22 protein-coding genes are annotated in these 22505 nt (G+C 64.2%); 10 read left to right on the top strand and 12 right to left on the bottom strand.

The features are described 5' to 3' along the window. The 7 genes from J2X35_RS18375 to efp form a co-directional block, all read right to left on the bottom strand. Positions 1 to 882, bottom strand: coding sequence for an SMP-30/gluconolactonase/LRE family protein (locus J2X35_RS18375; protein ID WP_310188877.1), 882 nt, complete (start codon positions 880 to 882; stop codon positions 1 to 3). Next, on the bottom strand, positions 879 to 1520 hold the full coding sequence (locus J2X35_RS18370) for a 2-dehydro-3-deoxy-6-phosphogalactonate aldolase (RefSeq protein ID WP_310188875.1): 642 nt from the start codon (positions 1518 to 1520) through the stop codon (positions 879 to 881). The genes J2X35_RS18375 and J2X35_RS18370 overlap by 4 nt, the downstream gene beginning before the upstream one ends. Then, a complete protein-coding gene (locus tag J2X35_RS18365; RefSeq protein WP_310188872.1) occupies positions 1517 to 2455 on the bottom strand; it encodes a 2-dehydro-3-deoxygalactonokinase in 939 nt (312 codons plus the stop codon). Before J2X35_RS18365 ends, J2X35_RS18370 begins: the two co-directional genes overlap by 4 nt. A 170-nt stretch (positions 2456 to 2625) precedes the next feature. After that, complete coding sequence (locus tag J2X35_RS18360; RefSeq protein ID WP_056110668.1) at positions 2626 to 3576, bottom strand: substrate-binding domain-containing protein; 951 nt, start codon at positions 3574 to 3576, stop codon at positions 2626 to 2628. 64 nt (positions 3577 to 3640) lie between these two features. After that, positions 3641 to 4645, bottom strand: coding sequence for an ABC transporter permease (locus J2X35_RS18355; protein WP_310188870.1), 1005 nt, complete (start codon positions 4643 to 4645; stop codon positions 3641 to 3643). Positions 4646 to 4667: 22 nt separating this feature from the next. Then, positions 4668 to 6203, bottom strand: coding sequence for a sugar ABC transporter ATP-binding protein (locus J2X35_RS18350; protein WP_056110670.1), 1536 nt, complete (start codon positions 6201 to 6203; stop codon positions 4668 to 4670). A gap of 215 nt (positions 6204 to 6418) precedes the next feature. Further along, positions 6419 to 6985 carry an elongation factor P gene (gene efp, locus J2X35_RS18345; RefSeq protein WP_056110672.1) on the bottom strand — a complete coding sequence of 189 codons (567 nt, stop codon included), beginning with the start codon at positions 6983 to 6985 and terminating at the stop codon, positions 6419 to 6421. Positions 6986 to 7092: 107 nt separating this feature from the next. Here efp and epmA point away from each other — a divergent pair, with 107 nt between their 5' ends. Then, positions 7093 to 8133: an EF-P lysine aminoacylase EpmA gene (epmA, locus tag J2X35_RS18340; RefSeq protein WP_310188867.1), complete on the top strand. Its 1041-nt coding sequence runs from the start codon at positions 7093 to 7095 to the stop codon at positions 8131 to 8133. A 243-nt stretch (positions 8134 to 8376) separates the two neighbouring features. Here epmA and otsB read toward each other — a convergent pair whose 3' ends face one another. The 5 genes from otsB to J2X35_RS18315 all read right to left on the bottom strand — a co-directional run bounded on the left by otsB (position 8377) and on the right by J2X35_RS18315 (position 15171). After that, positions 8377 to 9126: a trehalose-phosphatase gene (otsB, locus tag J2X35_RS18335; RefSeq protein WP_056110676.1), complete on the bottom strand. Its 750-nt coding sequence runs from the start codon at positions 9124 to 9126 to the stop codon at positions 8377 to 8379. Further along, positions 9123 to 10901, bottom strand: coding sequence for a trehalose-6-phosphate synthase (locus J2X35_RS18330; RefSeq protein ID WP_310188864.1), 1779 nt, complete (start codon positions 10899 to 10901; stop codon positions 9123 to 9125). The genes otsB and J2X35_RS18330 overlap by 4 nt, the downstream gene beginning before the upstream one ends. Positions 10902 to 11024: 123 nt before the next feature. Continuing rightward, positions 11025 to 13193, bottom strand: a complete 2169-nt coding sequence (locus J2X35_RS18325) for a glycogen debranching N-terminal domain-containing protein (protein WP_405023243.1) — start codon at positions 13191 to 13193, stop codon at positions 11025 to 11027. A gap of 29 nt (positions 13194 to 13222) precedes the next feature. Next, positions 13223 to 14284, bottom strand: a complete 1062-nt coding sequence (locus tag J2X35_RS18320; protein ID WP_310188861.1) for a glycosyltransferase family 4 protein — start codon at positions 14282 to 14284, stop codon at positions 13223 to 13225. 98 nt (positions 14285 to 14382) lie between these two features. Further along, positions 14383 to 15171 carry an IclR family transcriptional regulator C-terminal domain-containing protein gene (locus tag J2X35_RS18315; protein ID WP_056110687.1) on the bottom strand — a complete coding sequence of 263 codons (789 nt, stop codon included), beginning with the start codon at positions 15169 to 15171 and terminating at the stop codon, positions 14383 to 14385. A gap of 176 nt (positions 15172 to 15347) precedes the next feature. On the opposite strand from J2X35_RS18315, the gene J2X35_RS18310 reads away from it, so the two are divergent. The 9 genes from J2X35_RS18310 (at position 15348) to pcaG (ending at position 22497) form a co-directional block, all read left to right on the top strand. Beyond that, positions 15348 to 16526 (top strand): ABC transporter substrate-binding protein, encoded by a 1179-nt coding sequence (locus tag J2X35_RS18310; RefSeq protein ID WP_056110689.1) that lies wholly within the window; start codon positions 15348 to 15350, stop codon positions 16524 to 16526. 64 nt (positions 16527 to 16590) lie between these two features. Beyond that, complete coding sequence (locus J2X35_RS18305) at positions 16591 to 17454, top strand: branched-chain amino acid ABC transporter permease (RefSeq protein ID WP_310188857.1); 864 nt, start codon at positions 16591 to 16593, stop codon at positions 17452 to 17454. Then, the gene (locus J2X35_RS18300) at positions 17451 to 18464 is read left to right on the top strand and encodes a branched-chain amino acid ABC transporter permease (protein WP_310188855.1); all 1014 of its coding nucleotides are present in this window, start codon (positions 17451 to 17453) and stop codon (positions 18462 to 18464) included. Before J2X35_RS18305 ends, J2X35_RS18300 begins: the two co-directional genes overlap by 4 nt. Continuing rightward, on the top strand, positions 18461 to 19225 hold the full coding sequence (locus tag J2X35_RS18295; protein WP_310188852.1) for an ABC transporter ATP-binding protein: 765 nt from the start codon (positions 18461 to 18463) through the stop codon (positions 19223 to 19225). The genes J2X35_RS18300 and J2X35_RS18295 overlap by 4 nt, the downstream gene beginning before the upstream one ends. Further along, positions 19206 to 19922, top strand: coding sequence for an ABC transporter ATP-binding protein (locus J2X35_RS18290; RefSeq protein ID WP_310188849.1), 717 nt, complete (start codon positions 19206 to 19208; stop codon positions 19920 to 19922). Before J2X35_RS18295 ends, J2X35_RS18290 begins: the two co-directional genes overlap by 20 nt. Then, entirely contained in the window at positions 19922 to 20725 is an 804-nt protein-coding gene (gene pcaD, locus J2X35_RS18285) for a 3-oxoadipate enol-lactonase (protein WP_310188846.1), read from the top strand. Before J2X35_RS18290 ends, pcaD begins: the two co-directional genes overlap by 1 nt. Further along, on the top strand, positions 20718 to 21113 hold the full coding sequence (pcaC, locus tag J2X35_RS18280; RefSeq protein ID WP_056110699.1) for a 4-carboxymuconolactone decarboxylase: 396 nt from the start codon (positions 20718 to 20720) through the stop codon (positions 21111 to 21113). Before pcaD ends, pcaC begins: the two co-directional genes overlap by 8 nt. Before the next feature lie 35 nt (positions 21114 to 21148). Continuing rightward, complete coding sequence (pcaH, locus tag J2X35_RS18275) at positions 21149 to 21874, top strand: protocatechuate 3,4-dioxygenase subunit beta (protein WP_056110701.1); 726 nt, start codon at positions 21149 to 21151, stop codon at positions 21872 to 21874. Beyond that, positions 21874 to 22497 (top strand): protocatechuate 3,4-dioxygenase subunit alpha, encoded by a 624-nt coding sequence (gene pcaG / locus J2X35_RS18270; RefSeq protein ID WP_405023242.1) that lies wholly within the window; start codon positions 21874 to 21876, stop codon positions 22495 to 22497. Before pcaH ends, pcaG begins: the two co-directional genes overlap by 1 nt. Positions 22498 to 22505: the final 8 nt, after the last annotated feature.

Genomic DNA, 22505 nt, shown 5'->3' with positions numbered 1-22505 from the left:
TCAGGCGATCAGGACGCGGGGATCGAGCCGGCCGTTGAACGGCATATCGACCAGGAAGGTTTTGCCGCCATCCGGATCGGCGGCCCGCTCCGCCTCGTTCATGCCTTTCCAGGCGGACGTGACGGCGAGGCGGCTGGCATCCTTGCCGAAGAATGCCGGGCATGAGGCCTGGCGGGCTGGAATGGCGATCGAGCGCAGCAACTTGCCCTCGGGCGAATAGGCGTTGACCGCATTGCCGCCCCAGGCAGCGTTCCAGACGACGCCGTCGCTGTCCACGACGGACCCGTCGATATATCCGGCGACTTCACCTTTGCGATTGTCGACGAACACCTGCGGCTCGCCGACCGGCAGGCCATTTTCCGCATCGCACGCCACGCGCATCAGAAGCGCCGTCTCGGTATCGGTATAGTAGGCTGTCCGGCCGTCTTCGGTAAAACAGATCGAGTTCGGGATGCTGATCCGGTCGTAAAGCGTACGGACCTCGCCTTTGAAGAACCAGTATATCGCCCCCCTGCCCTTGGCCTCGGTCTTGGCCATAGTGCTGAACCAGAACGCGCCGCTCGGGTGTACGCGCGCATCGTTCGAGCGGGTTTCCAGGTTCTCCGCCTCGACCGCCGTGTGCAGCGTCATCTTGCCGGTCGCCACGTCGCGGACGTGCAGTCCGGTCTCGGTGGCGATCAACTGGCGCTTGTCGTCGATGATGGCGATGGCGCTGGCCATCAGGCCAAGGTCATGAACCTGCGTCTCGCCGCCGTCGCGCTGCGCAAGCATCCGGCTGTTGACGATATCGAACCAGAACAGCGTATCGGTGCCCGGATCATAGCTCGGCCCCTCGCCAAGCTGGCAAACCTGCTGCGAAAGAACGGAGACTGTATAGCTCATGCCGCTCCCCCGAATGCCGCATCCCAGGCTGCGACGGCGGCCTCGGCGCGGGCCTTGACCTGCGCCACCGTCATGCCTGGCTTGAACAGGCTGCTGCCCAGACCGAACACCGAAACGCCGGCGGCCTTGTAGCCGGCGAAATCAGGCTCGGAGACGCCGCCGACGGCGCCGACGATCGCATCCTTCGGCAGCACGGCGCGCATGGCGTTGATGCCGGCGGGACCCAGCACGCTGGCCGGGAAGAATTTCAGCGCCGAAGCGCCGAGCCGTATGGCCTGGAAGGCTTCGCTGGGTGTGAAGACGCCGGGCATCGTCACAAGCCCATGCTTGGCGGCCTGCGTCATCACCTCGGCATCGATGTTCGGGCTGACGAGCAGGCGACCGCCGGCCTTGGCCAGATTGTCGACGTCGGCGGCCGTCAGCACCGTGCCGGCGCCGATCAGGGCACTGGCTGGCAGCGCCTCGACGATCCGGCCGATGGAAACGAACGGCTCCGGCGAATTCAGCGGCACCTCGATGGCCTCGATGCCGGCAGCGTGGATGGCGTGCGCCATGGCGACAGCCTCGTCCGGCGTCAAGCCGCGCAAAATGGCGACGAGCCCGCGCCGCAACTTGGGGAATTCGGCTGTCTTGGTCATGCGCTCGCTCCTGCGATCATTCCATTCTGACGCGCCGCTTCGAACAGGCCGGCGCGCACGGCATCGTCGGCATCGACGGGATTGATGGCAATGCCGGCAAGGCCCAGTGCCGCGCCGTAGAGAACGCCGAGCGGACCGGAGGCGACAAGCGTGACCTCGCGTCCCTCGATCCTATAACGCTGCCGCGCCGAAGCGATTTCGGCGCCGATCAGCAGCCCCGACAGGGTGGCAGCGGCATCGGCAGCCCCAAGCCCGTGCAGCAGGCCGCCGGCGCGGATGCCAAACAGCCGGGAAAGGATGTCGCCGCCCTCCGAGAGCGCGATCTCGCAGGATTTACGGAACACGGGATCGTCGGCGGCAACGCTCGCCGGCTTTTCGCCGAGCGAATGGCGCAGGATCGAATGTTCGGCAAGCACCGAATAAAGTTCACCGGTCGGCCATGTGCCGAAACCCGCCACAGTGCCTTCCCTCACCGACACCCATTTGGAATGGGTGCCCGGCATGCAGACGGTGTGCGTCCCTGTGGCCGGGAGGCCCGCCCCGGCAAGCTGCGTTTCCTCGCCGCGCATGACGTCCGGCCGGTCGGCCAGGCGCTGCGCCAGGCCGGGCACGATGCGGATATCCCGGCTCTCGCCCGGGATGCGGGCCGCGCCTTTCAGGATCGCCTTGATGGAGGAAGGCACGTCGACATAGGGCGCTTCGATCCAGCCTTGCCGGGACCCGGCCATGCCGCAAATGACCACCGGCAGGTCGCCCGGCGCCTGCAACTGCGCGAGATGGCCTTCCAGTACATTGGAAAAGCCTGCCTTCTGCGCCGTGATCAGGCCATCGTCGCCGCGCCTTTCGGCCAGCGGCGCGCCCGATCGATCGAGCAGCCAGACGCGCAGGCGCGTCGTGCCCCAGTCGACAGCTGCGACCGCAACATTTCCGCTCAATCCAACTCTCCCTGCGACAGCTCGACTAGCCGCTGTTGACCCTATTCTTCAGACAATTGCAAGGATCATGAAAAGGGACCGCGTCCGGGCGCCGCCCACCGCCGCGCTTTCGAAGCCGCAAAAAGAAAGGGGCGCCTGAGCGCCCCTTTCCGTGTCGACTCAAAGCCGGATCAGAACGGCGAATCCGGGAAATAGAAGCTCTCGGCGTTTTCCTTGGTCACCAGCGTGGCGTCCAGGATATAGGTGCCACTAACCGGAACCTGATCATAGAAATTGGAGGCAGTGAGCTGCATGGCGGTGCCGATCATTGCCGGCGGATAGAGAACGTCCACCGGGATCAGCTTGTCGCCGTCCATGACCTTCTTGACCATGTCCTTCGAGCCGGCGCCGGCGACGACATACTGGATGTCGGTGCGCTTGGCCTGCTCGATGGCCTGCAGCACGCCGACGGCCATGTCGTCGTCCTGGCACCAGACCACGTCGATCTTCGGATATTTGGTCAAATAGTCCTGCATGACCTTGAAGGCGTCGTCGCGGTTCCAGTTGCCGAACTGGCGGTCGAGAATCTTGACGTTCGAGCCTTCGATGCCCTTGTCGAAGCCGTCCTGGCGCTGCTGGTCGATCGGGATCGGCAGGCCACGGATGACGACGACCTGCGCGTCCGGCGTATTTTCCTTGATGTACTTGCCGGCGACTTCGCCAAGCGCCGGATTGTTGCCGGCGATATAGATGTCGCGGACGCTGTCGTCATTGGTGCTTGGCGCACGGTCGACCAGCGCGACGAACTTGCCCTTGCCCTTGACTTCCTTGATCGCGTTGACCAGCGGGTCCGGATCGGAAGGAAGGATGACGAGGGCGTCGATGCCCTGCGTCGCCAGATCCTGCACCGCATTCGCCTGGCTGGCGGCATCCGGCGAGGTCTTGACGATGACATTGAGGCCCGGATGCTCCGCCATGAGCAGCTTGGCCACGCGCTCGGCGTGATAGACGACGCCCGCGGTCCAGCCATGGTCGGCGGCCGGAATGGAAACGCCGATCGTTACTTTCTTGTCCTGAGCGCTTGCCACGCCCATCAGCGCCGCCATCGCGACAGCGGTTAAACCCAATATTGCCTTGCGCATTTAATTCCTCCCAGTGGTTGGGTCTGACTGACGTGAAGCCGGGCGACCCGGAAATTACCGGCCTCTATGATTTTCGCACCAGTGAACGTTGCACCAGCATCGCGATGATGATGATCGCGCCTTGTATGGCGCCGATCAGATATTCGCTGACGAAGTTCGACAGCAGCATGATGTTGCCGACAATCTCCAGAATGAAAGCGCCGCAGATGGTGCCCCATATCCGGCCGACGCCGCCGCGCAGCGCCGTACCGCCGACAACGACGGCTGTAATGGCCTGCAACTCCCACATCAGCCCTGTCGTGGCCGATGTCGAGCCCAACCTTGGTATGTAGAGCAGGCACGCGACCGCGACGCAAAGCCCCTGGATGACATAAGTGATGGTGCGGACGCGGTTGACGGGAATGCCGGAATAGCGGGCAACGTCCTCGTTGGAGCCCACCGCCAGAACGTGTCGCCCGTAGCGCGTGCGGTATAGCACGAAGGCCGCCAGCGCCCCTGTTATGAAAATGGCGATGATGGGGAACGGCACACCGAAAATCTCGCCGAAATAGACCGGTCGATAAAGCGACTGCACGTCTGGCGAGCGCAGCGTGATCGCCCCGCCCTGCGACAGCCACGTCGTCAGGCCGCGATAGATGCCCATCGTGCCAAGCGTGGCGATAAACGGTTCTATGCGCCCGACCGTGGTGATCAGCCCGTTGGCGAGACCGCAGGCCGCGCCGATGGCGAGCGCCAGCACCATGGCGGCGACCAGCGTCATCATCGGGTCGGTCAGGGCGCCGCTGTTCATGAACAGGATCGTCAGGCTGGCGACAAACGCCACCATCGAGCCGACCGAAAGGTCCAGCCCGCCCGCCGAGATGACGAAGGTTGCGCCGACCGCGATGATGGCGATGAACGCGCTGCGGGTAATGACGTTGAGCAGATTGTCGACGCTGATGAAATTGGGATTGGCGAAGGCGCCAAGGATCAAAAGCAGCGCCAGCGCCACGAACGGCGCGACCGCTCTCAGATCGACGTCTTTCCACGACCGGCGGACCTTCGGACTTGCTGCTGCCGTGTCGGCCATCATTCCTCCCCAGATCGCATGTTCAAGCCGCTTCGCCGGTCTTTACGCCGGTCGCCAGCACCACGATTTCATCTTCGGTCATGTGTTCGCCCGCCACCTCGCCGACGATCCGCCCCCCGCGCATGACGATGATGCGGTCGCAGATGCCGATGAGTTCCGGCATTTCGGAGGACACGACGATGGTGGAGCGTCCCTCCTGCGCCAGCTTGGCGATGAATTTGTATATCTGCTCCTTCGTGCCGATGTCGATGCCGCGCGTCGGCTCGTCGATGATGACGATCCCGGGATCGAGCATCATCATCTTGGCCAGCAGGAGCTTTTGCTGGTTGCCGCCGGAAAGCTGCCCGGCCAGCAGATCCTTGCGCCCGGTGCGGATATCGAACTCGCTGATGGCCTGATCCAGCGCCGCGCGCTCGCGCGCCCGATCGACCTGCAGCCCCCGCACGAACTTGCCGAGCGAGGCCAGTGTGAGATTCTCGCGCAGATCCTTCGCCAGCAGAAGGCCTTTGCCTTTGCGGTCTTCGCTGATGTAGGCGATGCCGGCCTTAAGGCTGGCATGGACATCGGAGAAATGCACCGGCTTGCCGGCCAGTCGCAAGGCGCCGCGCCCCGGTCGCAAACCGACGATGCCCTCCATCAGTTCGGTGCGCCCTGCCCCGACCAGCCCGGCAAAGCCGAGGATTTCGCCCTTCTTGAGCTGGAAGGAGGCGTGCTGCGCGTAGCCGGGGACGGAAAAATCATCGACCTCCAGCACGGTTTCGCGTGCCGCCACCGCTTCGCGGTCGGGATAGAGCTTGGCGACATCGCGTCCGACCATCAGCCGGGCCATATCGACCGGCTCGAGTTCACTGGCGGGCCGCGTCGCCACCAGCTTGCCGTCGCGCAGGACAGTGACCTTGTCGGCGATCTCCTTCACCTCCTGCAGGCGATGGGAAATGTAGAGCACGCCAGTGCCCTTGGCGCGGATATCGGCGATGACCTTCAGCAACGCGTCGGTTTCGACCGGCGTCAGCGATGCCGTTGGCTCGTCGAAGATGACGACGCGGTGCGGAACCAGCAGCACCCTGGCTATCTGCACCAGCTGGCGCTGGGCAATGGAGAGCCTGCCGACGACAACATCGGGAGCGATGTCGCCGCCGAGATCGCGAACCGCCTGCCGCGCGCCCTCGTTCATGGCGCGGTCGTCGACGACCAGACCCTTGCGAAGCTCGCGCCCGAGATAGATGTTCTGCGCTACCGTCAAATCGGGCGCGAGCAGGATTTCCTGGTGGACGAGCACGATGCCGCGGCGCTCGGCGTCCACAGGTCCGGAAAAATGCACGGGCTCGCCGTCGATCCGCAGTTCGCCGCGTGTCGGCTGCAGATGCCCCGAAAGCACCTTCATCAAGGTCGACTTGCCGGCGCCGTTCTCGCCGATGATGGCGTGGACTTCACCGGCGTTCACGCCAAGCGCAATATCCTTCAGAACCTCCACCGGGCCGAACGACTTCGACAGGCCGATGGCCTGCAGAACCGGGCTGCCGGAGCTGACCGAAGCGGGCGTCGCGTCAGGGTTCATCCCTTCGCGGTCCACGCAGAAACGGTATGAGCGCACCGGTATGGAATACCGGCTGGTTCATGGTTCATCGTCCGATATCTCCTCCGCACGGACCGTGCAGCGTCGCTTTCGGCGTTCGCTGACACGAAAACTTATGCAAGGCGGAGGCGTTAGCCAAGTCCGTTGAGGGAAATTGGCAATAATTATTTTTGGTCTCGGAAAAAAGCCTGCGCCGATCAGTCCTTGGCGCGCTCGACATAGGAGCCATCTGCGGTCATGACGACGACGCGCGTGCCCACGGTGATGTGCGGCGGCACCGCCGACTTGACGCCGTTTGAAAGCAGCGCCGGCTTGTAGGAAGAAGAGGCTGTCTGCCCCTTGGTGACCGGCTCGGTATCGACCACTTCGAACGTGGCGCGCTGCGGCAGCACCAGTGCGATGCCGACGCCTTCATAGACCGACAGCGAAACCGACATCCCCTCTTGCAGATAGGGCGCCTGGTCGCCGACCACATCGGTGGAAACAGCGATCTGGTCGTAGCTTTCCGGGTTCATGAAGTGGAACCCCTCGCCGTCGCTGTAGAGGAAGGTGTGCTCGCGGTCCTCGACATGGGCGCGCTCGACCTGCTCGGTTGTGCGGTAGCGTTCCGATACCTTCACCCCGTCGGAGATACGGCGCATGTCCAGTTGCGTGACCGGAGTGCCCTTTCCGGGATGGATGTTCTCGGCGAACAGGATCACGTAGAGCTTGCCGTCCTTCTCGACGACGTTGCCTTTGCGGAGGGAACTGGCGATGACTTTCACGGGCTGATTCCTGAAGCGAGCGTTGCGGCTCTCGATTGCAAAACGGTTTGGAAGCGCTCTATCTCATCTTTCACGCAACCGCCAGTCGCCTAAGCAAAGTGATCCATATGACTGAAGCCTCACCCTGGTGGACCCCGCATGTTCATGCCGACCGCCGGCCGCGCCTCCTGCTGCGCAATAGGATCACGGCGGCGACGCGCGAATGGTTCGACCGCCGCGATTTCGTCGAGGTGGAGGCAGCGGCGTTGCAGATTTCGCCGGGCAACGAGACGCATCTGTCCGCTTTCGCCACCGAAGCGATCCTGCCGGACGGCGAGCGGAAGCCGCTCTATCTGCACACCTCACCGGAATTCGCCTGCAAGAAGCTGATCGCGGCGGGCGAACAGCGGATTTTCTCCTTCGGCGCCGTCTATCGCAACCGCGAGCGGGGTCCGCTGCATCATCCCGAATTCCGGATGCTGGAATGGTACAGGGTCGGTGAAACATACGACCGGCTGATGGACGATTGCGCCGCGCTGCTTACGCTGGCGGCGGAGAAAGCCGGCGCGAGGCGCTTCACTTTTCGAGGCCGCGAAGCCGACCCGTTTGCCGAGCCGGAGCGCCTGACGGTGGCGGATGCCTTCCTCCGTTATGCCGATATCGACCTGCTCGCCACCGTCGCAGCCGACGGAACGACCGACCGCGACGCTCTCCACGCCGCGCTTGTCGAGACCGGCCTGCGCACCGCTCCCGACGACAGTTGGACCGACCTGTTCAGCCGCGTGATGGTCGAAAAGATCGAGCCGGTTCTGGGCGCCGGCCGCGCCACCATCCTCTACGAATATCCGGTTTCTGAAGCGGCGCTCGCCCGCCCCAGCCCGCGCGATCCGCGCGTGGCCGAACGCTTCGAGCTTTACTGCTGCGGCGTGGAACTGGCGAACGCCTTCGGCGAACTGACCGACCCGGTCGAGCAGCGGCGGCGCTTCGAGGCCGACATGGAGGAGAAGCAGCGCATTTACGGCGAGCGCTATCCGATCGACGAGGATTTCCTGCGGGCTCTGGCCATCATGCCGGAAACCAGCGGCGTCGCACTTGGCTTCGACCGGCTTGTCATGCTCGCCGCCGGCGCGCAGAAACTGGACGATATTTTGTGGACGCCCGTGGCTTAGTGCGCCCCTCCAGTGTCGAGGCGCTTTTCAGTCGCTGAACCGGTCTCCGATTCAATCGCATAGTCTTGCGTCCCGGAACCGTATAGGCCCTTCTCGTCCTGCACCCGCCAGAGTGCGTCGGCCTCCTCGGGCGCGGGCGTATGCGTCGCGCCAGTATGCCCCCACCGGCTCCGCCGGGGCCGCTTCAACCACTGGGGCGACAATTCGTTCAACAATTTTCCGAACATCGTTCGCTCCCGTTCTTTATGCGTCAAGTTGACGGTTCAGCCAGACTATCGCCTCGCCCACATTCGCCAGCGTATAAGACGCCTCGGTCGCCCCGTTGGGCTTGATCCGTATCGACATGCCGCCGGCTTCATTTATCGCGGTGAAGCCGTTTTCGTCGGCGGTGTCGTCACCGAGGAAGACCGCACGCCGGCCTTGGAAATCTGGCGTTTCCATGAAGCGGCGGATGGCCGCGCTCTTGGCGGCCTCGAGCGGCATCAGTTCGACGCCGGCATTGCCGGGTAGCACGCGATAGCCTGCGGGAAGACGGGCGAGCGCCTGCTCGACCATTTCGGTCGCCCGCGCCAGAAGATGCGGCGCGGCGCGTGTATGGATTGCCAGGATCGGCCCTTTGCGCTCGACATAGACCTTGTCCCTGGAAAGCTCGCTTTCGATCTCGTCGGCGAGCGCGGTCATGTCGGCCGGCGTGCCGGCCGCTTCGACCGGGCCATTCGCCTCCATCCGGTGCTCGAGCCCGTAGAGGCCCGCGGCGCGCAGCCGCAAAGGCTCGAACAAGGTATCGGCCGCGGCGATGGAGCGACCGGTGATGAAGGCCAGCGCGCCGTCGAGCTTGCGTTCCAGCGCCACCAGGAGATCCCGCAGTTCGGCACTGACCACCACGGCATCAGGATGATCGGCATGTTCCAGCAGGGTGCCGTCTATATCTAGGAACAGCGCCCACTTTTCGTCGGTCACATCCGGCGCGGTTTTGCGAAACATATCATTCATAAGGCAGCGACTCCCTTGCGGTCGAAAATGCGCACGACATTGCCTTCGACGGGCGGGTCATGGTCGGACGCGTCATCGGGGACGGCGCGCTTGCGCAGCCGTGCCGCGTCGAGCAGCATCGAACCGGCCCAGCGATAGACATTGTTGTCGCGCACGATTTCGCGCATGCGCCGCATGCGGTTGGACTGTTCCTGTTCAGACATGGTCAACGCCTGCAGCAGGGAATCGCTGGTTGAGGCGGCATCGTAGGGATTGACGATCAGCGCTTCCAGAAGCTCCTTCGAAGCACCGGCGAACGTCGACAGCAGGAGCACGCCTTGCTCGTCGTCGCGCGCCGCGACAAACTCCTTCGCCACCAGATTCATGCCGTCGTGGAGACTGGTGACGAGGCAGACGTCGGCTGCGCGGTAGATTTCATAGACCTGACGCTGGGTATGATGCTCCGCCACCATCAGCACAGGCTTATAACCGTCGCGGCCGAAGCGTCGATTCAGCTCATCCGCGTAGCTGTGGCATTCCTCGTAGAGTTGCCGGTAGGCCGGAAGCGCCCCCCGGCTTGGCGCGGCGATCTGCAGGAACGTCACCCGTCCGATCCACTCCGGATGGTTTATGAACAACTCTTCGATGGCCTGGAACCTGTCGACGATGCCCTTGGTATAGTCCAGCCGCTCGACGCCGACGCAGAGCTTCACCTCGTCGGACAGACCATGTTTACGGCGTATCTCGGACCGACATTCGGCCACGCCGGGCATCGTCTCGAGCAGGGCAGACGGCCACTCGATCGAAATCGGGTAAGCGTGAACAAGGCTGGTCTCGCCGCCGTAGGAAATGGATGAATCCTCGCGCTCGATCCGGGTTTCCAGAAACCGGTCGACGCTTTCGATGAAATTGTTGCAGTGAAACTGCGTGTGGAACCCGATGATGGAACTGCCGAGCAGCCCGTCGAGGATCTTCTCCCGCCACGGGCAGATGCTGAACACTTCGGAATTCGGCCACGGAATGTGCCAGAACGTGATGATGATCGCGCCTGGCAGGCGTTCGCGGATCATGCGCGGCAGAAGCGCGAAATGATAGTCCTGCACCAGGACGATTGGCCGGTCGTTAGTCGCTTCCGCCACCACGGTGTCGGCAAACTTGCGGTTGACGGCCTCGTAGGTCTCCCAGTCGGACGCCCGAAACGCGGGCCGGGTGAACGCGATATGGCAAAGCGGCCACAGCCCTTCATTGGCGAAGCCGAGATAGTAGCCTTGATGCTCCTCATCGCTCAACCAGACACGCCGCAGCGTGTAGGAAGGATCATCGGGGGGAACGGCAACGCGATCATTTTCGTCCACGGTCTGGCGGTCTGCCGATCCGCCGCCATAGGCGATCCAGGTGCCGCCGCAGGCTCGCGTGATCGGCTCCAGCGCCGAGACCAGCCCGCTCGCCGGAACGACAAGCTCCACCTCGTCATTGTCGTCCAGATTGTGGATGTAGGGCTCACGGTTGGAGACGACGATGACCTGCGCGCCCGGCATTTCGTCCGTGAGGATTTTCTTCAGCGTTCCCGACGTCCAGTTGACCATGCTGGCATTGGCGGATTGTCCGTTCTTCTCGAATTCCCGCAACAGTTTCCGGGCGGTTTCCGAAAGATCGGTGGGCGGGCTCACAGGCGCATGTTTTCGCGACCGCATGAGGGAGACCGCAACCGCAACAACTGAAAGGATCAGGCTTGCCAGGATCAGGAGCCAAATGGCGGGAAGGGAATTCAGGACGTCCAAGCTGCCGCTTGTCATGGAAGAAAAATGCTCCTCAGCCGTCAAAGCGGCTGTTCACCTCGTTTTTTCTCGAAATCGGGCGCGGAATTCATCCGGTCCGGATTTGTGCAACGCACAAGCGTGGGATCGGTTCCGGCTTTTTTAGCTGAGCACGCTCAAGGGCGCCAGGCCTTCATGTTCGTCGGCCAGATAGGCGACGACCCTGTCGCCAATCCGCTGGAAGGTTATATCCACCGTCACCGTTCCCACCTGAAGGTGCCGTATTGTCAGCTTGTCGATGCCGATCGGAAGGCCGGGGCGCCTGACGCTGATTTTGCCTTTCCAGCCGTCTATCTCCAGGCCGAGGCAACCCTGCAACAGCATGAAGGCGGCGCCCGCCGACCATGCCTGCGGCAGGCAGGCGACCGGATAGGCGATCGGCGCCTCGCCGGGCGAACGGGTGAAGCCGCAGAACAGCTCGGGCAGGCGCATGTTGAAATGGACCGCCGCCTCGAACATCGCGCTGGTCAGGCGCACGACATGGTCGTGCGCTCCATAGCGCGCAAGGCCGGCGGTGCAGATGGAAGTGTCATGCGGCCAGATCGAGCCGTTGTGATAGGACATCGGATTGAAGAAGATGGCATCGTCCGCGAGCGTCCGGATACCCCAGCCGGACTGGAACGACGCCGACAGCAGCTGATCGGCCACCAGCTTCGCGCGTTCCGGCGCGGCGAGCCCGACATAGAGAAGATGGCCGGCATTCGAGGTGCGCACGTCGCACGGCTTGTCCTCGCCGTCTATGGCAAGGGCGTAAGTGCCAAGCTCCTCGCGCCAGAACCTGTCTTCGACGCGCTGCCGCATGGCTTCGGCCAAACGCTCCCAGTGCCTGGCGCGCTCGTCATCGCCGCGCCGCTTCGCCAACTTCGCCAGCCCGCTGAAAGCCGCGAACACATAGCCCTGAACCTCGACCAGCGCGATCGGCCCCTTGGGGATGCGCCCGTCGGCATGAAAGACGGAATCGGAACTGTCCTTCCAGCCCTGATTGGAGAGACCTGAATCCGCCGCCCGCTGGTAGGTCACGAATCCCGTGGCCCGGCTGGTCTCCTCGATCCACTGCGCCGCCGCGCAAAGCGAACCCCACAACCCGTCTATGAAAGCCATGTCTCCGGTGCGGTCGGCATAGGCGCAGGCGAGATGGATGTAGAGCGGCGTCGTGTCGACGCCGCCGTAATAGCGGCCGAAGGGAAGCTCGGCCAAAGCCACCATCTCGCCCTTGCGCGTCTCATGCATGATCTTGCCAGGCTCGGCGTCGCTGAACGGGGAAGTCTCGGTCGCCTGATGCTGCGCCAGGAATGAGAGCACGCCGCGCGCCAGACCGGGATTCAGCCACAGCATCTGCAGGGCAGAAATGACGCCGTCGCGGCCGAACGCCGTGGAGAACCACGGTATTCCGGCATAGGGATAGGGCCCCGTCTCCAGTTCGGTGGTCAACAGCGCCACGTCGGCCCGCGCCCGTTCGATCCAGTCGTTGAACACCCGGCCGGAACTGTGCAGCGTCGCGCCGTGCCGGCGCTTTGCCCGCATGGCGAAGCGCGCGCGGGCATTGGCCGCGCGAAAGCGTTCGCGGTCCGGCCGGTCGGCGACTTCCGCTCCCACTTCGATATAGAGCGTCCGGCTGCTGCGCTTGGTTATGGCGATATGGAAATCGGCGCGGTCGGACAGCATCTCGTCCGGCGCCTGCGAGAAGGAAAGCACCGAGGTCCGCACCAGCTCGTCCAACCCCTGATAGCGCAGGACGGCTGAATGGTCGTCCGTCTCGACTGCCTGGACGACGCCGCGCTTGGCACGCGTCGAGCCGCGCACCTCGAACATGTCGCGGAAATCGGCGGCGAACTGGAGCGACACCAGCACCGTCGAATGCACCTGACTGTAATTGGACAACGTGATGCGCTCATAGAGCCTGTCCTCCCACAACAGCCGCACCCGTTCGATGTGGATCGCCCCTTGCGGGATATCGCGGCCGCCAAGGCTCTTGATCGGCAGGTTCGTCAGATTGGCGGTGAACAGCACATTGTCCCGGCTGAGCGACGCGCCGAGCAATGAAGTGGCGCGCCCGCCGATGCTCAATCGGTACTCGGACAGCACGCGCGTATCGTCGCGGAAGAAACCGTCGCCCGCGCCGCGGATATCGCCATAGGCGTCGGCGACCGCGAAACAGTCGCCATGCTTGAGCGCAAAGAGGCGATGCGGTTCGCGCGGCGCCGTATCGTCGAGCGACGCCAGCGCGACCGCCGGATCGAGTGTGCGCTCATCGAGGGGGACAATGTTCAACGGTGTCTCCTTGTGATGGCAGTGGCCGGCTAGGAAGCCTGAACCTCGGGGGTTCCACCCAGCATCCGGGCGTAGGCGGCGAGATAGTCTCGAGCCATGCGTTGCGCCGAGAACCGCGCTTCGAAAGTCGAGCGAACCGCCCGCCGGTCAAGTTGCAGCATGTCGGGCACCCGCGCGACCGCCTCATCGACACTGTCGACGACGAAACCGGTCACGCCGTTGTCGATGACTTCCGGAACCGCCCCGCAATTCCAACCGATCACCGGCGTGCCGAAGGCCATGGCTTCGATCATCACCAGCCCGAACGGTTCGGGCCAGTCGATGGGAAACAGCAAACCGGCTGCATTGCCAAGGAACGCCGCCTTTTCGCCTTCCGCGATCTCGCCGACATATTCGACGTTTTCACCGTCGAGCAGCGGTTCGACCACCTCGTGAAAATAAGCCTTGTCCGCATCGCCGATCTTCGCGGCGAGCTTGAGCTTCAGCCCGGTTCGCCTGGCCATCTCGATGGCGCGGTCGGGGCGCTTGTCGCGCGAGAACCGTCCGAGGAAGGCCAGGTAACCGCCCTGCCCCGGCTGGCTGAATTCCGGCTGGTACAAGCCGGCAGGCAAACCATGGAGGACCGTGCCAACCCAGTTGGCGTCGGGCAGCCGCGCCTTCTGGCTTCGCGAAATCGAGATCATCGGGAAGCGCGGAAAGCGCGCATAGGCTGAAGCGAGGTCGGCATAGTCGAGCCGTCCGTGCGGCGTCGTGACGGTCTTGCCGGCCATCTGCTCGAAGAACGGGAAATGCAGGAAATGGCTGAGATGGAAATGGACGACATCGAAATCGGCGGCCCGCTGCCGCACCTCGTCGAGCATCGAAAGATGCGCCGCTATCTCCGACTTCAGCGGCTGCGGGTCGAGCCGCAGGGCGCGCTCACGGCACGCCACCAGCTTGGCCGATGTCTCGGTGTCGCCGCTGGCAAACAGCGTCACGTCATGGCCGAGGTCGACAAGGGCTTCGGTCAGATAGGAAACGATGCGTTCGGTGCCGCCATACATCCGCGGCGGTACGGATTCGTAGAGCGGCGCGACATGCGCGATTTTCATTGTATCCCTCATATTGGCTTATGAGGGCGAAAATGCGTGGGGCGCGGTATCGTTCCGACCGAACCGGAGCGGCAGTTTCCGTTCGAGACCCGAAACCCCTACAAAGTGTAGCGGATCGCCTGGCTCGCCGCCTTTAGCACCGGCAGGAAGCGCTCCACCATTTCGGTTGCTTCGAAACGCGCCGCCTGGGTGCCGACATTGATGGCGATCCGCACGGATCCATTCTCCTGCTGGACCGGGACAGCGATGGAGCGCAGGCCGATTTCCAGCTCCTCGTTGATGGCCGCGTAGCCCTGTTCGTGGACCTCGCGCAGCGCCGCCAGCAATTCTTGCTTGCCGGTGATGGTGAAACGCGTTCGGGCATCGAGATGAACCCGTTCAAGATAAGCTTCTATGTCGGCCTGCGGCTGGTAGGCGAGAATGGCGCGGCCGAGCGAGGTGCAGTAGGCAGGCAGCCGCGTTCCGACGCCGAGCCCTACCGACATGATACGCCGGGTCGCGGAACGGGCGATATAGATGATCTCATCGCCGTCCAGCATCGCCGCCGAACTCGATTCCCCCGTTTCCTCCGATATCTTTTCCAGGAAGGGTTGCAGCCGCGCGGGCATCGGGGCCGAAGCGAGATAGGCATAGCCCAGCCGCAGGATGCGGGGCGTCAGGCTGAAGAAGCGGCCGTCAAACTCGGCGTAGCCAAGCTTGACCAGCGTGCGCAGGTAGCGCCGCGCGCCTGCCCGCGTCGTCCCGGTGAGCTTGGCAACATCCGTCAGCGTCAGCCGCGAACGGTCGGCGTCGAAGGCCTCGATCACCGCCAGTCCCTTTTCAAGACTGCCGACGAAATCCCGATCCTCTCCCGCCCGTTCCGGCGATGCAGGAATTTGACTGCTCATTCGGCACGCTCCAAGCCGCCAAGCCCCACTCCGGCGCTTGACTCGACAGGTCACCATAGTACAACATGTTCGTATTGGCTATCAATGTTCACAATACGAACATTTCGGCAGCCGAAATGGGGAAGAACGGACAATCCAGTTGCCGCTCTGGTGGCAGCCTGTGGGAGGTAACGACAATGAATGTAAGGAAGCTGCTCGGCGCCGCGCTCGGCGCGCTGCTACTGGGATCCGGCGCTGCCGCTGCCGATACCGTGAAGGTCGGCATCATCGGCCCGTTTTCGGGTCCGTTCGCCCTACAGGGCAAGAATTTCCAGGCCGGCGTCGAGGCCTACATGGCCCTCAACGGCAAGACGGTGAAGGGCAACGATGTCGAGGTGATCTACCGCGACCTGCCGGCCGCCAACCCCGCACAGGCCCGCGCCCTGGCGCAGGAACTGGTCGTCAAGGACAAGGTCCAGTATCTCGGCGGCGTCTATTTCACGCCGGACGCCATGGCCATCACGCCGCTGCTCGAGCAGGCGAATACGCCGCTCGTCATCTTCAACGCCGCCACTTCGGCCATCATGAAGACCTCGCCGCTGGTGGTGCGCACCTCCTTCACCACGGCGCAGACCACGACGCCGCTTGGCAAGGTCGTCATCGACAACGGCGTGAAGAAGGTCATCTCCGTCGTCAGCGATTACGGTCCGGGCATCGACGCCGAGGGCGCCTTCAAGAAGGCCTTCGAGGCAGCCGGCGGCCAGGTCGTCGATGCGATCCGCATGCCGATGAACACCAATGATTTCAGCCCGATCATGCAGCGCGTCAAGGATTCCGGCGCCGAGGCGGTGTTTGCTTTCCTGCCCTCCGGACCGACGACGCTGGGTTTCGTCAAGGCCTTCAACGAGACCGGCCTGAAGAAAGCCGGCACCAAATTGTTCGCGCCTGGCGACCTGACGCAGGAATCCGACCTTCCGGCGCTGGGCGACGCGGCGGCCGGCATGTTGACGACCTTCCATTACGCGGTCTCGCACGACTCGCCTGAGAACAAGACCTTCGTCGAAGCCGCAAGCAAAGCCATCGGCAATCCGGCCGAGCTTTCCTTCCCATCGGTTGGCGCCTTCGACGGCATGCATGTCATCTACAAGATGATCGAGGCGACCGAAGGCAAGCAGGACGCGGCAAAAGCCGTCGATGCGGTCAAGGGCCTGTCATGGACGAGCCCGCGCGGCCCGGTCTCCATCGATGCCGACACCCGTCATATCACCGAAAACATCTACCTGCGCGAAGTGACCAAGCAGGCCGACGGTACCTACATCAACAAGGAAATACAGACCTTCGAGAACCAGAAGGATCCGGGGCTGGCTGCCAAGTAGCCGGTAACGGACGGAGTATGCGGTCGGGGGGCCGCATACTCCAACCCAGGGATTTCACCTAGTCATGCAGACGATCCTCAGTGTCGCGACCGACGCCTTTGCCTACGGCATGGTGCTGTTCATCATCTCGATCGGCCTGTCGATGACGATGGGGCTGATGCGGGTGGTGAACCTCGCCCACGGCGCCTTCGCCATGATCGGCGGTTACATCGCCTCCTATGTGGCGCGTGACCTTGGCTGGGGCTATGCGCCTGCGATCGTGCTGGCCGTTGCCGGCACCATCCTGCTCTGTGCCCCGCTGGAGCGGTTCCTGTACCGCCGCATCTATGGAAAACCCGAGCTTCTGCAGGTCCTCCTGACCATCGGCATCACCTTCTGCGTCATCGGCATCACCAATTACTTCTTCGGTCCGACGCTGAAGACCATCCCGCTGCCCTCGGTGCTGGCGCAGCCGGTCGACATCGGTTTCCGCACGCTGGCCGGGCACCGCATCTTCGTCATCGCCTGCGGCATCGCAGTCGCAGCGGCGCTGTGGTTCCTCATCGAGCGCACCGCCTTCGGCATCAAGCTGCGCGCCACGGTCGACAACGCCGCCATGACCGATGCACTCGGCGTCCGCACGCCGACCATCTACGCGGTCGCCTTCGCCATAGCCGTCGGCCTCGCAGCTTTCGGCGGCGTGATCGGCGCTGAATTCCTGCCGGTGGAGCCTTACTACGCGCTGCGCTACATGGTGCTGTTCCTGGTCGTCGTGACGGTGGGCGGCGCCGGCTCCATCCTTGGTACGGTCGTCGCCTGTCTGGCTCTCGGCGCCATCGACACGGTAGGCCGCTACCTGATGCCGGAGTTCGGCAATTTCTTCTTCTATGCGGCGGTGATCGCCATCGTCAGTGCATTTCCGCGCGGCTTTTTCGGGAGGGCGCAATGACACAATCCGCCCCCCTGCCCGCCACCGTTGCCGCCCCGTTCGGCAAACGCCATCCCTTGCGCGATCTTGCAGGCTTCGCCGCCATTATTCTCGCCGGCGCGGCGGGCTATTTCCTGTTTCCCGACAATCTCGCTTTGCTGACCCGCATCATCGCGGTCGCGCTGCTGGTGCTGTCGCTCGATCTCGTCACCGGCTATTGCGGCGTCGCATCGCTCGGCCAGGCGACCATGTTCGGCGCCGGCGCCTATGCGGCGGGCTTCGCCTGCGTTCATGGCGGCGTCACCGAACCGCTGACGCTGGTGCTGGTCGGGGCTATCGCCGGGGCCGCGGCCGGTCTGGTGATGGGCGCGATCATGCTGCGCGCCCACGGACTGGCGCAGCTGGTGCTCTCCATCGCCATCGTCCAGCTCGGCCACGAGGCGGCCAACAAATTCTCGAGCTACACCGGCGGCAGCGACGGTCTCGCCGGCCTCTCGGTCAGTCCCCTGTTCGGGGTCTTCGAATTCGACCTGTGGGGACGCACCGCCTATCTGTTCGGGCTGGTGCTGCTTGTCGTCGTCTTCGCGCTGCTTCGCTTTGTCGTCTCCTCGCCTTTCGGCGTGCTGTGCCGAGGCATCCGCCAGGACCCGGTGCGGGTGAAGGCCATGGGCGCATCGGTCTTTCCGGTCATGTTGAAGATGTTCGTCATCTCCGGAGCCGTGGCCGGCGTCGGCGGCGCGCTCGCGGCCATCTCCACGCAGGTTGTCGGGCTGGACAGCATCAGTTTCGAACTATCCGCCAACGCGCTTGTCATGCTCGTGCTGGGCGGGCTCGGCTCGCTTTATGGCGCGCTCATCGGAGCGGTCATCTTCATGGGCTTCGAACACACCGTCTCGGCCTACAACCCGTTCCACTGGCTGACCATGGTGGGGGCCTTGCTCGTCGCCGTCGTGCTGGTGGCGCCGGGCGGGCTCGCCAGCCTTCTGGACAAGGTGCCCGGCCTCGGTCGCCGCGAGAGAGGCAAGCCATGAGCGATCTCTTTCGCGTCGAGGGCCTCGTCAAATCCTTCGGTGGCCTTGCCGTCAGCAACAACATCACGCTTGCCATGAAGCCCGGCGAGCGGCTGGCCCTGATCGGACCGAACGGCGCCGGCAAGACGACCTTCGTCAATCTGGTGACCGGACTGCTCAAGCCGGATGCCGGCCGTGTTCATCTGGGCAGCGAAGACGTTACCCAGCTTGGCTCGGTCCGGCGCGTCCGCAAGGGGCTGGTGCGGACCTTTCAGGTGACGCGCCTGTTCCCGGAGATGACCCCGGAAGAGCATGTCACGCTCGCCATCCTGCAGCGCGAGGGAAAGGCCACCGCAATCCTGGCGCGCTTCCTCGGCAACCCGACCGTGTCCGACGAAGTCGAGGATGTGCTGACCGTACTCGGACTGAGCGAAGTGGCCCGCCGCCCCGTCAGCGAAATCGCCTACGGCCAGCAGCGGCTGCTCGAAATCGCCATTGCGCTGGCGCTTAAACCCAATGTGCTTCTGCTCGACGAGCCCGCCGCCGGCGTGCCTTCAGCCGACACGCCGCGCATCGAACAGGCGCTGGCGCGCCTGCCGGAAGATCTCGCCGTGCTGATGATCGAGCACGACATGGATTTGGTCTTCCGCTTCGCCCGCCGCGTCGTCGTGCTGGCGGCCGGCGAGATCATTTTCGAAGGCCTGCCTTCGGCCGTCGCCGCCGACGCCAGGGTGCGCGAAGCCTATCTGGGGAGCTATGCCGATGCCCGCCGCGTCGCTTGAGGTGAAGGGGCTGAGCGCCGGCTACGGGCCGACGGTCGTTCTGGAGGACGTGTCCTTCGCCGTGCCACCGGGTTCGCGCATGGCGGTGCTGGGTCGCAACGGCATGGGCAAGACGACGCTGCTGGCAAGCCTCATGGGCATGAACCGGCGCTATGGCGGCGCCATCCTGCTCGAAGGCGACGATGTCGCCGCATTGCGCAGTTCCGAACGCGCGCGGCGCGGTCTCGGGCTGGTGCCGCAGACGCGCGACATTTTCAGGTCGCTGACCGTCGAGGAGAACCTCCTCGTCGGCATCAAGGACAGGCCGCGCAGCGCTATCGCCGAAGCCTACAAAATGTTTCCGAGGCTCAGGGAGCGCCGCCGCAATCTCGGCTGGCAGCTTTCAGGCGGCGAACAGCAGATGCTGTCGGTCGCCCGCACCATTCTCGGCCGTCCCTCGGTCCTGCTGCTCGACGAGCCGCTGGAAGGGCTGGCGCCGGTGATCTGCGAGGAGCTGATGGCGGCATTCACGCAGCTGGCCGCCGGCGGCGAGATGACGATCCTGCTGGTCGAGCAGCGGCTGGAAAGCGCGCTGGAGTTTGCGCAGACCGTTCTCATTCTCGAGCGCGGAACCATCGCCTGGCAAGGCAGGGCCGAAACATTGCGCGCCGATCCCACGCTGGTCGAGCGCTATATCGGCGTAGGTGAGCTGCATTGATGGCCAAAACGCAATTCATACGCGCCAACGGCATCGTGCTCCACACCCGCCTGCTCGGCGCGGCTGACGGACCGGCGCTGGTCTTCTCCAACTCGCTGGGCAGCGATTTCCGCATCTGGGAAGAGGTGGCTGCCCGGCTCGCCGGCCGCTACCGCATCCTGCTCTACGACAAGCGCGGCCATGGCCTGTCGGACGCACCGCCTGGGCCTTACACGATCGACGACCATGCCGACGACTTGCTGGCGCTGCTCGACCATTTCGGCATCGCCAGCGCCGCGATCGTTGGCCTCTCCGTTGGCGGCATGGTGGCGCAGCGTCTTGCCGTGCGCGCGCCGGAACGCGTCGCGGCAATGGTTCTCTGCGGCACCGCCGCCCGCATCGGCACGCCGGAAAGCTGGGCCAACCGGATCGGCGCGGTCGAACGCGGCGGCATCGACTCCGTGGCGGAGTCCATTCTCGAACTCTGGTTCACGGCGGACTTCCGCCAGCGCCGCGCCAACGAGTTCGCCGGCTGGCGCAACATGCTGGTGCGGATGCCGGCGGACGGCTATGCCGCAACCTGCGCCACGGTGCGCGACACGGATTTGCGGGCCGACGCCGCCAGGATCGCTACGCCGGTCCTGTGCGTGGCGGGCGATCAGGACGGCTCGACGCCGCCGGACCTCGTGCAGGCCACGTCCAGGCTCATCCCCGGCTCGCGCTTCGCCCTCATCAAGGACGCCGGCCACATCCCCTGCGTGGAGCAGCCGGAAGTCCTGGCGAACCTTGTCCGGGAACATCTCGAAGGATCGTCGCATGGCTGAAGAGAGCGACCGCTACCGGACCGGCATGAAGGTTCGCCGCAAGGTGCTGGGCGACGCCCATGTCGATCGCGCCAGCGCCGCCATCGGCGACCTCGACCGCGATTTCCAGACCTTCATCACCGAAGGCGCCTGGGGCTCGGTGTGGTCACGGCCGCATTTCTCCGCCCGCGAACGGTCCATCGTCACCCTCGCTCTGCTGGCGGCGCTCGGCCAGGATGAGGAACTCGCCATGCATATTCGCGCCACCCGTAACACCGGCGCGACGATGGAGGATGTGCGTGAGCTTTTGATGCATGTGGCCGTCTACGCCGGCGTTCCGGCGGCCAACCACGCCTTCAAGATCGCCAAGAAGACCTATGCGGACATGCAGTCCGCACCGAAGGAATGAGAGGCGGGGTACACCCGTCCGAACAAGGAAACGATATGTCCGACCAACCGACCTTTACGCCGCGCGACAGGAGCTGGCACCCGCCGGCGCTGACGCCGCAGTACAAATCCTCGGTGCTGCGTTCCCCGAACCAGCGGCTGCTGTCGCTCGACACGACATTGTCCGAAATGACCGGACCCCGCTTCGGCCACGACCTGATCGGCCCGCTCGATAACGACCTGATCCGCAATTACGCTCAAACCGGCGATGCGATCGGGCAGCGTATCATTGTCTATGGCCGCGTGCTGGACGAGGACGCACGCCCCGTCCCCAACGTCCTGCTGGAGTTCTGGCAAGCCAATGCCGGCGGACGCTACCGGCACCGCAACGAAGGCTATGTCGCCGCGCTCGACCCCAATTTCGGCGGCTGCGGCCGCACCGTCACCGGCGCCGACGGCGGCTACCGTTTCCGCACCATCAAGCCCGGCGCCTATCCCTGGCCCAACGGCCCCAACGACTGGCGTCCGGCCCACATCCATTTCTCGGTGTTCGGATATGCCTTCGCGCAACGGCTGGTCACCCAGATGTACTTCGAGGGCGACCCGATGATCTGGCAATGCCCGATCGTCTCGGCCATTCCCGACCGCGCCGCCATCGAACAGCTCGTCGCCGCGCTCGACCGCGACAACACGCTGCCGATGGATGCGCTGGCCTACCGCTTTGACATCGTGCTGCGCGGTCGCCACTCGACCCTGTTCGAGAATCGTCTGGAGGGCAACTGATGACAAGGCCCAATACGCTGAAGGAAACGCCGTCGCAGACCGCCGGGCCCTACGTGCATATCGGCCTGACGCCCAACTGGTGCGACATCGAAGGCGTATACCCCAAGGACCTTGGCCGCACCATGGTCGACGCCGAAACGGCCGGCGAGCGCATCATTGTCAGTGGGCGCATCTTCGACGGCAGCGGCGTGCCGTTGAAGGATGCGCTGATCGAGATCTGGCAGGCCGACGCGAACGGCCTGTACAACAGCCCGCTGGAAAAGCGCGGTGAGGCCGATCCGCATTTCACCGGCTGGGGCCGCCAGGCGACAGACGGCACGACCGGCGAATACCGCTTCGAGACGATCAAGCCCGGCCGCGTCCCCTATCGGGATGGCCGCCTGATGGCACCCCACATCTCCTTCTGGATCGTCGCGCGCGGCATCAATCTCGGCCTCCATACCCGGATGTATTTCGCCGACGAGGACGCCGCCAACGGCGAATGCCCGGTGCTCTCGGGCATCGGGTCGAAGGCGCGCGCCGCGACGCTCATCGCCTCGCGCGGCGAGGTAGACGACGCCGCCATCTACACGTTCGACATTCACCTGCAGGGCGACGGGGAAACGATCTTCTTCGACGTCTGACCACAACA

Source organism: Mesorhizobium sp. BE184 (assembly GCF_031457045.1).
GTDB lineage: Bacteria > Pseudomonadota > Alphaproteobacteria > Rhizobiales > Rhizobiaceae > Mesorhizobium.
The sequence above is the reverse complement of the archived record's forward strand: the minus strand, read 5'-3'. Positions and strand labels throughout refer to the sequence as shown.

Bases quoted from the DNA above. Each gene is read 5' to 3' on its own strand.
- J2X35_RS18375 (WP_310188877.1), bottom strand. From the start codon at position 882: ATGAGCTATACAGTCTCCGTTCTTTCGCAGCAGGTTTGCCAGCTTGGC.
- J2X35_RS18370 (WP_310188875.1), bottom strand. From the start codon at position 1,520: ATGACCAAGACAGCCGAATTCCCCAAGTTGCGGCGCGGGCTCGTCGCC.
- J2X35_RS18360 (WP_056110668.1), bottom strand. From the start codon at position 3,576: ATGCGCAAGGCAATATTGGGTTTAACCGCTGTCGCGATGGCGGCGCTG.
- J2X35_RS18355 (WP_310188870.1), bottom strand. From the start codon at position 4,645: ATGGCCGACACGGCAGCAGCAAGTCCGAAGGTCCGCCGGTCGTGGAAA.
- J2X35_RS18350 (WP_056110670.1), bottom strand. From the start codon at position 6,203: ATGAACCCTGACGCGACGCCCGCTTCGGTCAGCTCCGGCAGCCCGGTT.
- epmA (WP_310188867.1), top strand. From the start codon at position 7,093: ATGACTGAAGCCTCACCCTGGTGGACCCCGCATGTTCATGCCGACCGC.
- otsB (WP_056110676.1), bottom strand. From the start codon at position 9,126: ATGAATGATATGTTTCGCAAAACCGCGCCGGATGTGACCGACGAAAAG.
- J2X35_RS18330 (WP_310188864.1), bottom strand. From the start codon at position 10,901: ATGACAAGCGGCAGCTTGGACGTCCTGAATTCCCTTCCCGCCATTTGG.
- J2X35_RS18320 (WP_310188861.1), bottom strand. From the start codon at position 14,284: ATGAAAATCGCGCATGTCGCGCCGCTCTACGAATCCGTACCGCCGCGG.
- J2X35_RS18315 (WP_056110687.1), bottom strand. From the start codon at position 15,171: ATGAGCAGTCAAATTCCTGCATCGCCGGAACGGGCGGGAGAGGATCGG.
- J2X35_RS18310 (WP_056110689.1), top strand. From the start codon at position 15,348: ATGAATGTAAGGAAGCTGCTCGGCGCCGCGCTCGGCGCGCTGCTACTG.
- J2X35_RS18305 (WP_310188857.1), top strand. From the start codon at position 16,591: ATGCAGACGATCCTCAGTGTCGCGACCGACGCCTTTGCCTACGGCATG.
- J2X35_RS18300 (WP_310188855.1), top strand. From the start codon at position 17,451: ATGACACAATCCGCCCCCCTGCCCGCCACCGTTGCCGCCCCGTTCGGC.
- J2X35_RS18295 (WP_310188852.1), top strand. From the start codon at position 18,461: ATGAGCGATCTCTTTCGCGTCGAGGGCCTCGTCAAATCCTTCGGTGGC.
- J2X35_RS18290 (WP_310188849.1), top strand. From the start codon at position 19,206: ATGCCCGCCGCGTCGCTTGAGGTGAAGGGGCTGAGCGCCGGCTACGGG.
- pcaD (WP_310188846.1), top strand. From the start codon at position 19,922: ATGGCCAAAACGCAATTCATACGCGCCAACGGCATCGTGCTCCACACC.
- pcaC (WP_056110699.1), top strand. From the start codon at position 20,718: ATGGCTGAAGAGAGCGACCGCTACCGGACCGGCATGAAGGTTCGCCGC.
- pcaH (WP_056110701.1), top strand. From the start codon at position 21,149: ATGTCCGACCAACCGACCTTTACGCCGCGCGACAGGAGCTGGCACCCG.
- pcaG (WP_405023242.1), top strand. From the start codon at position 21,874: ATGACAAGGCCCAATACGCTGAAGGAAACGCCGTCGCAGACCGCCGGG.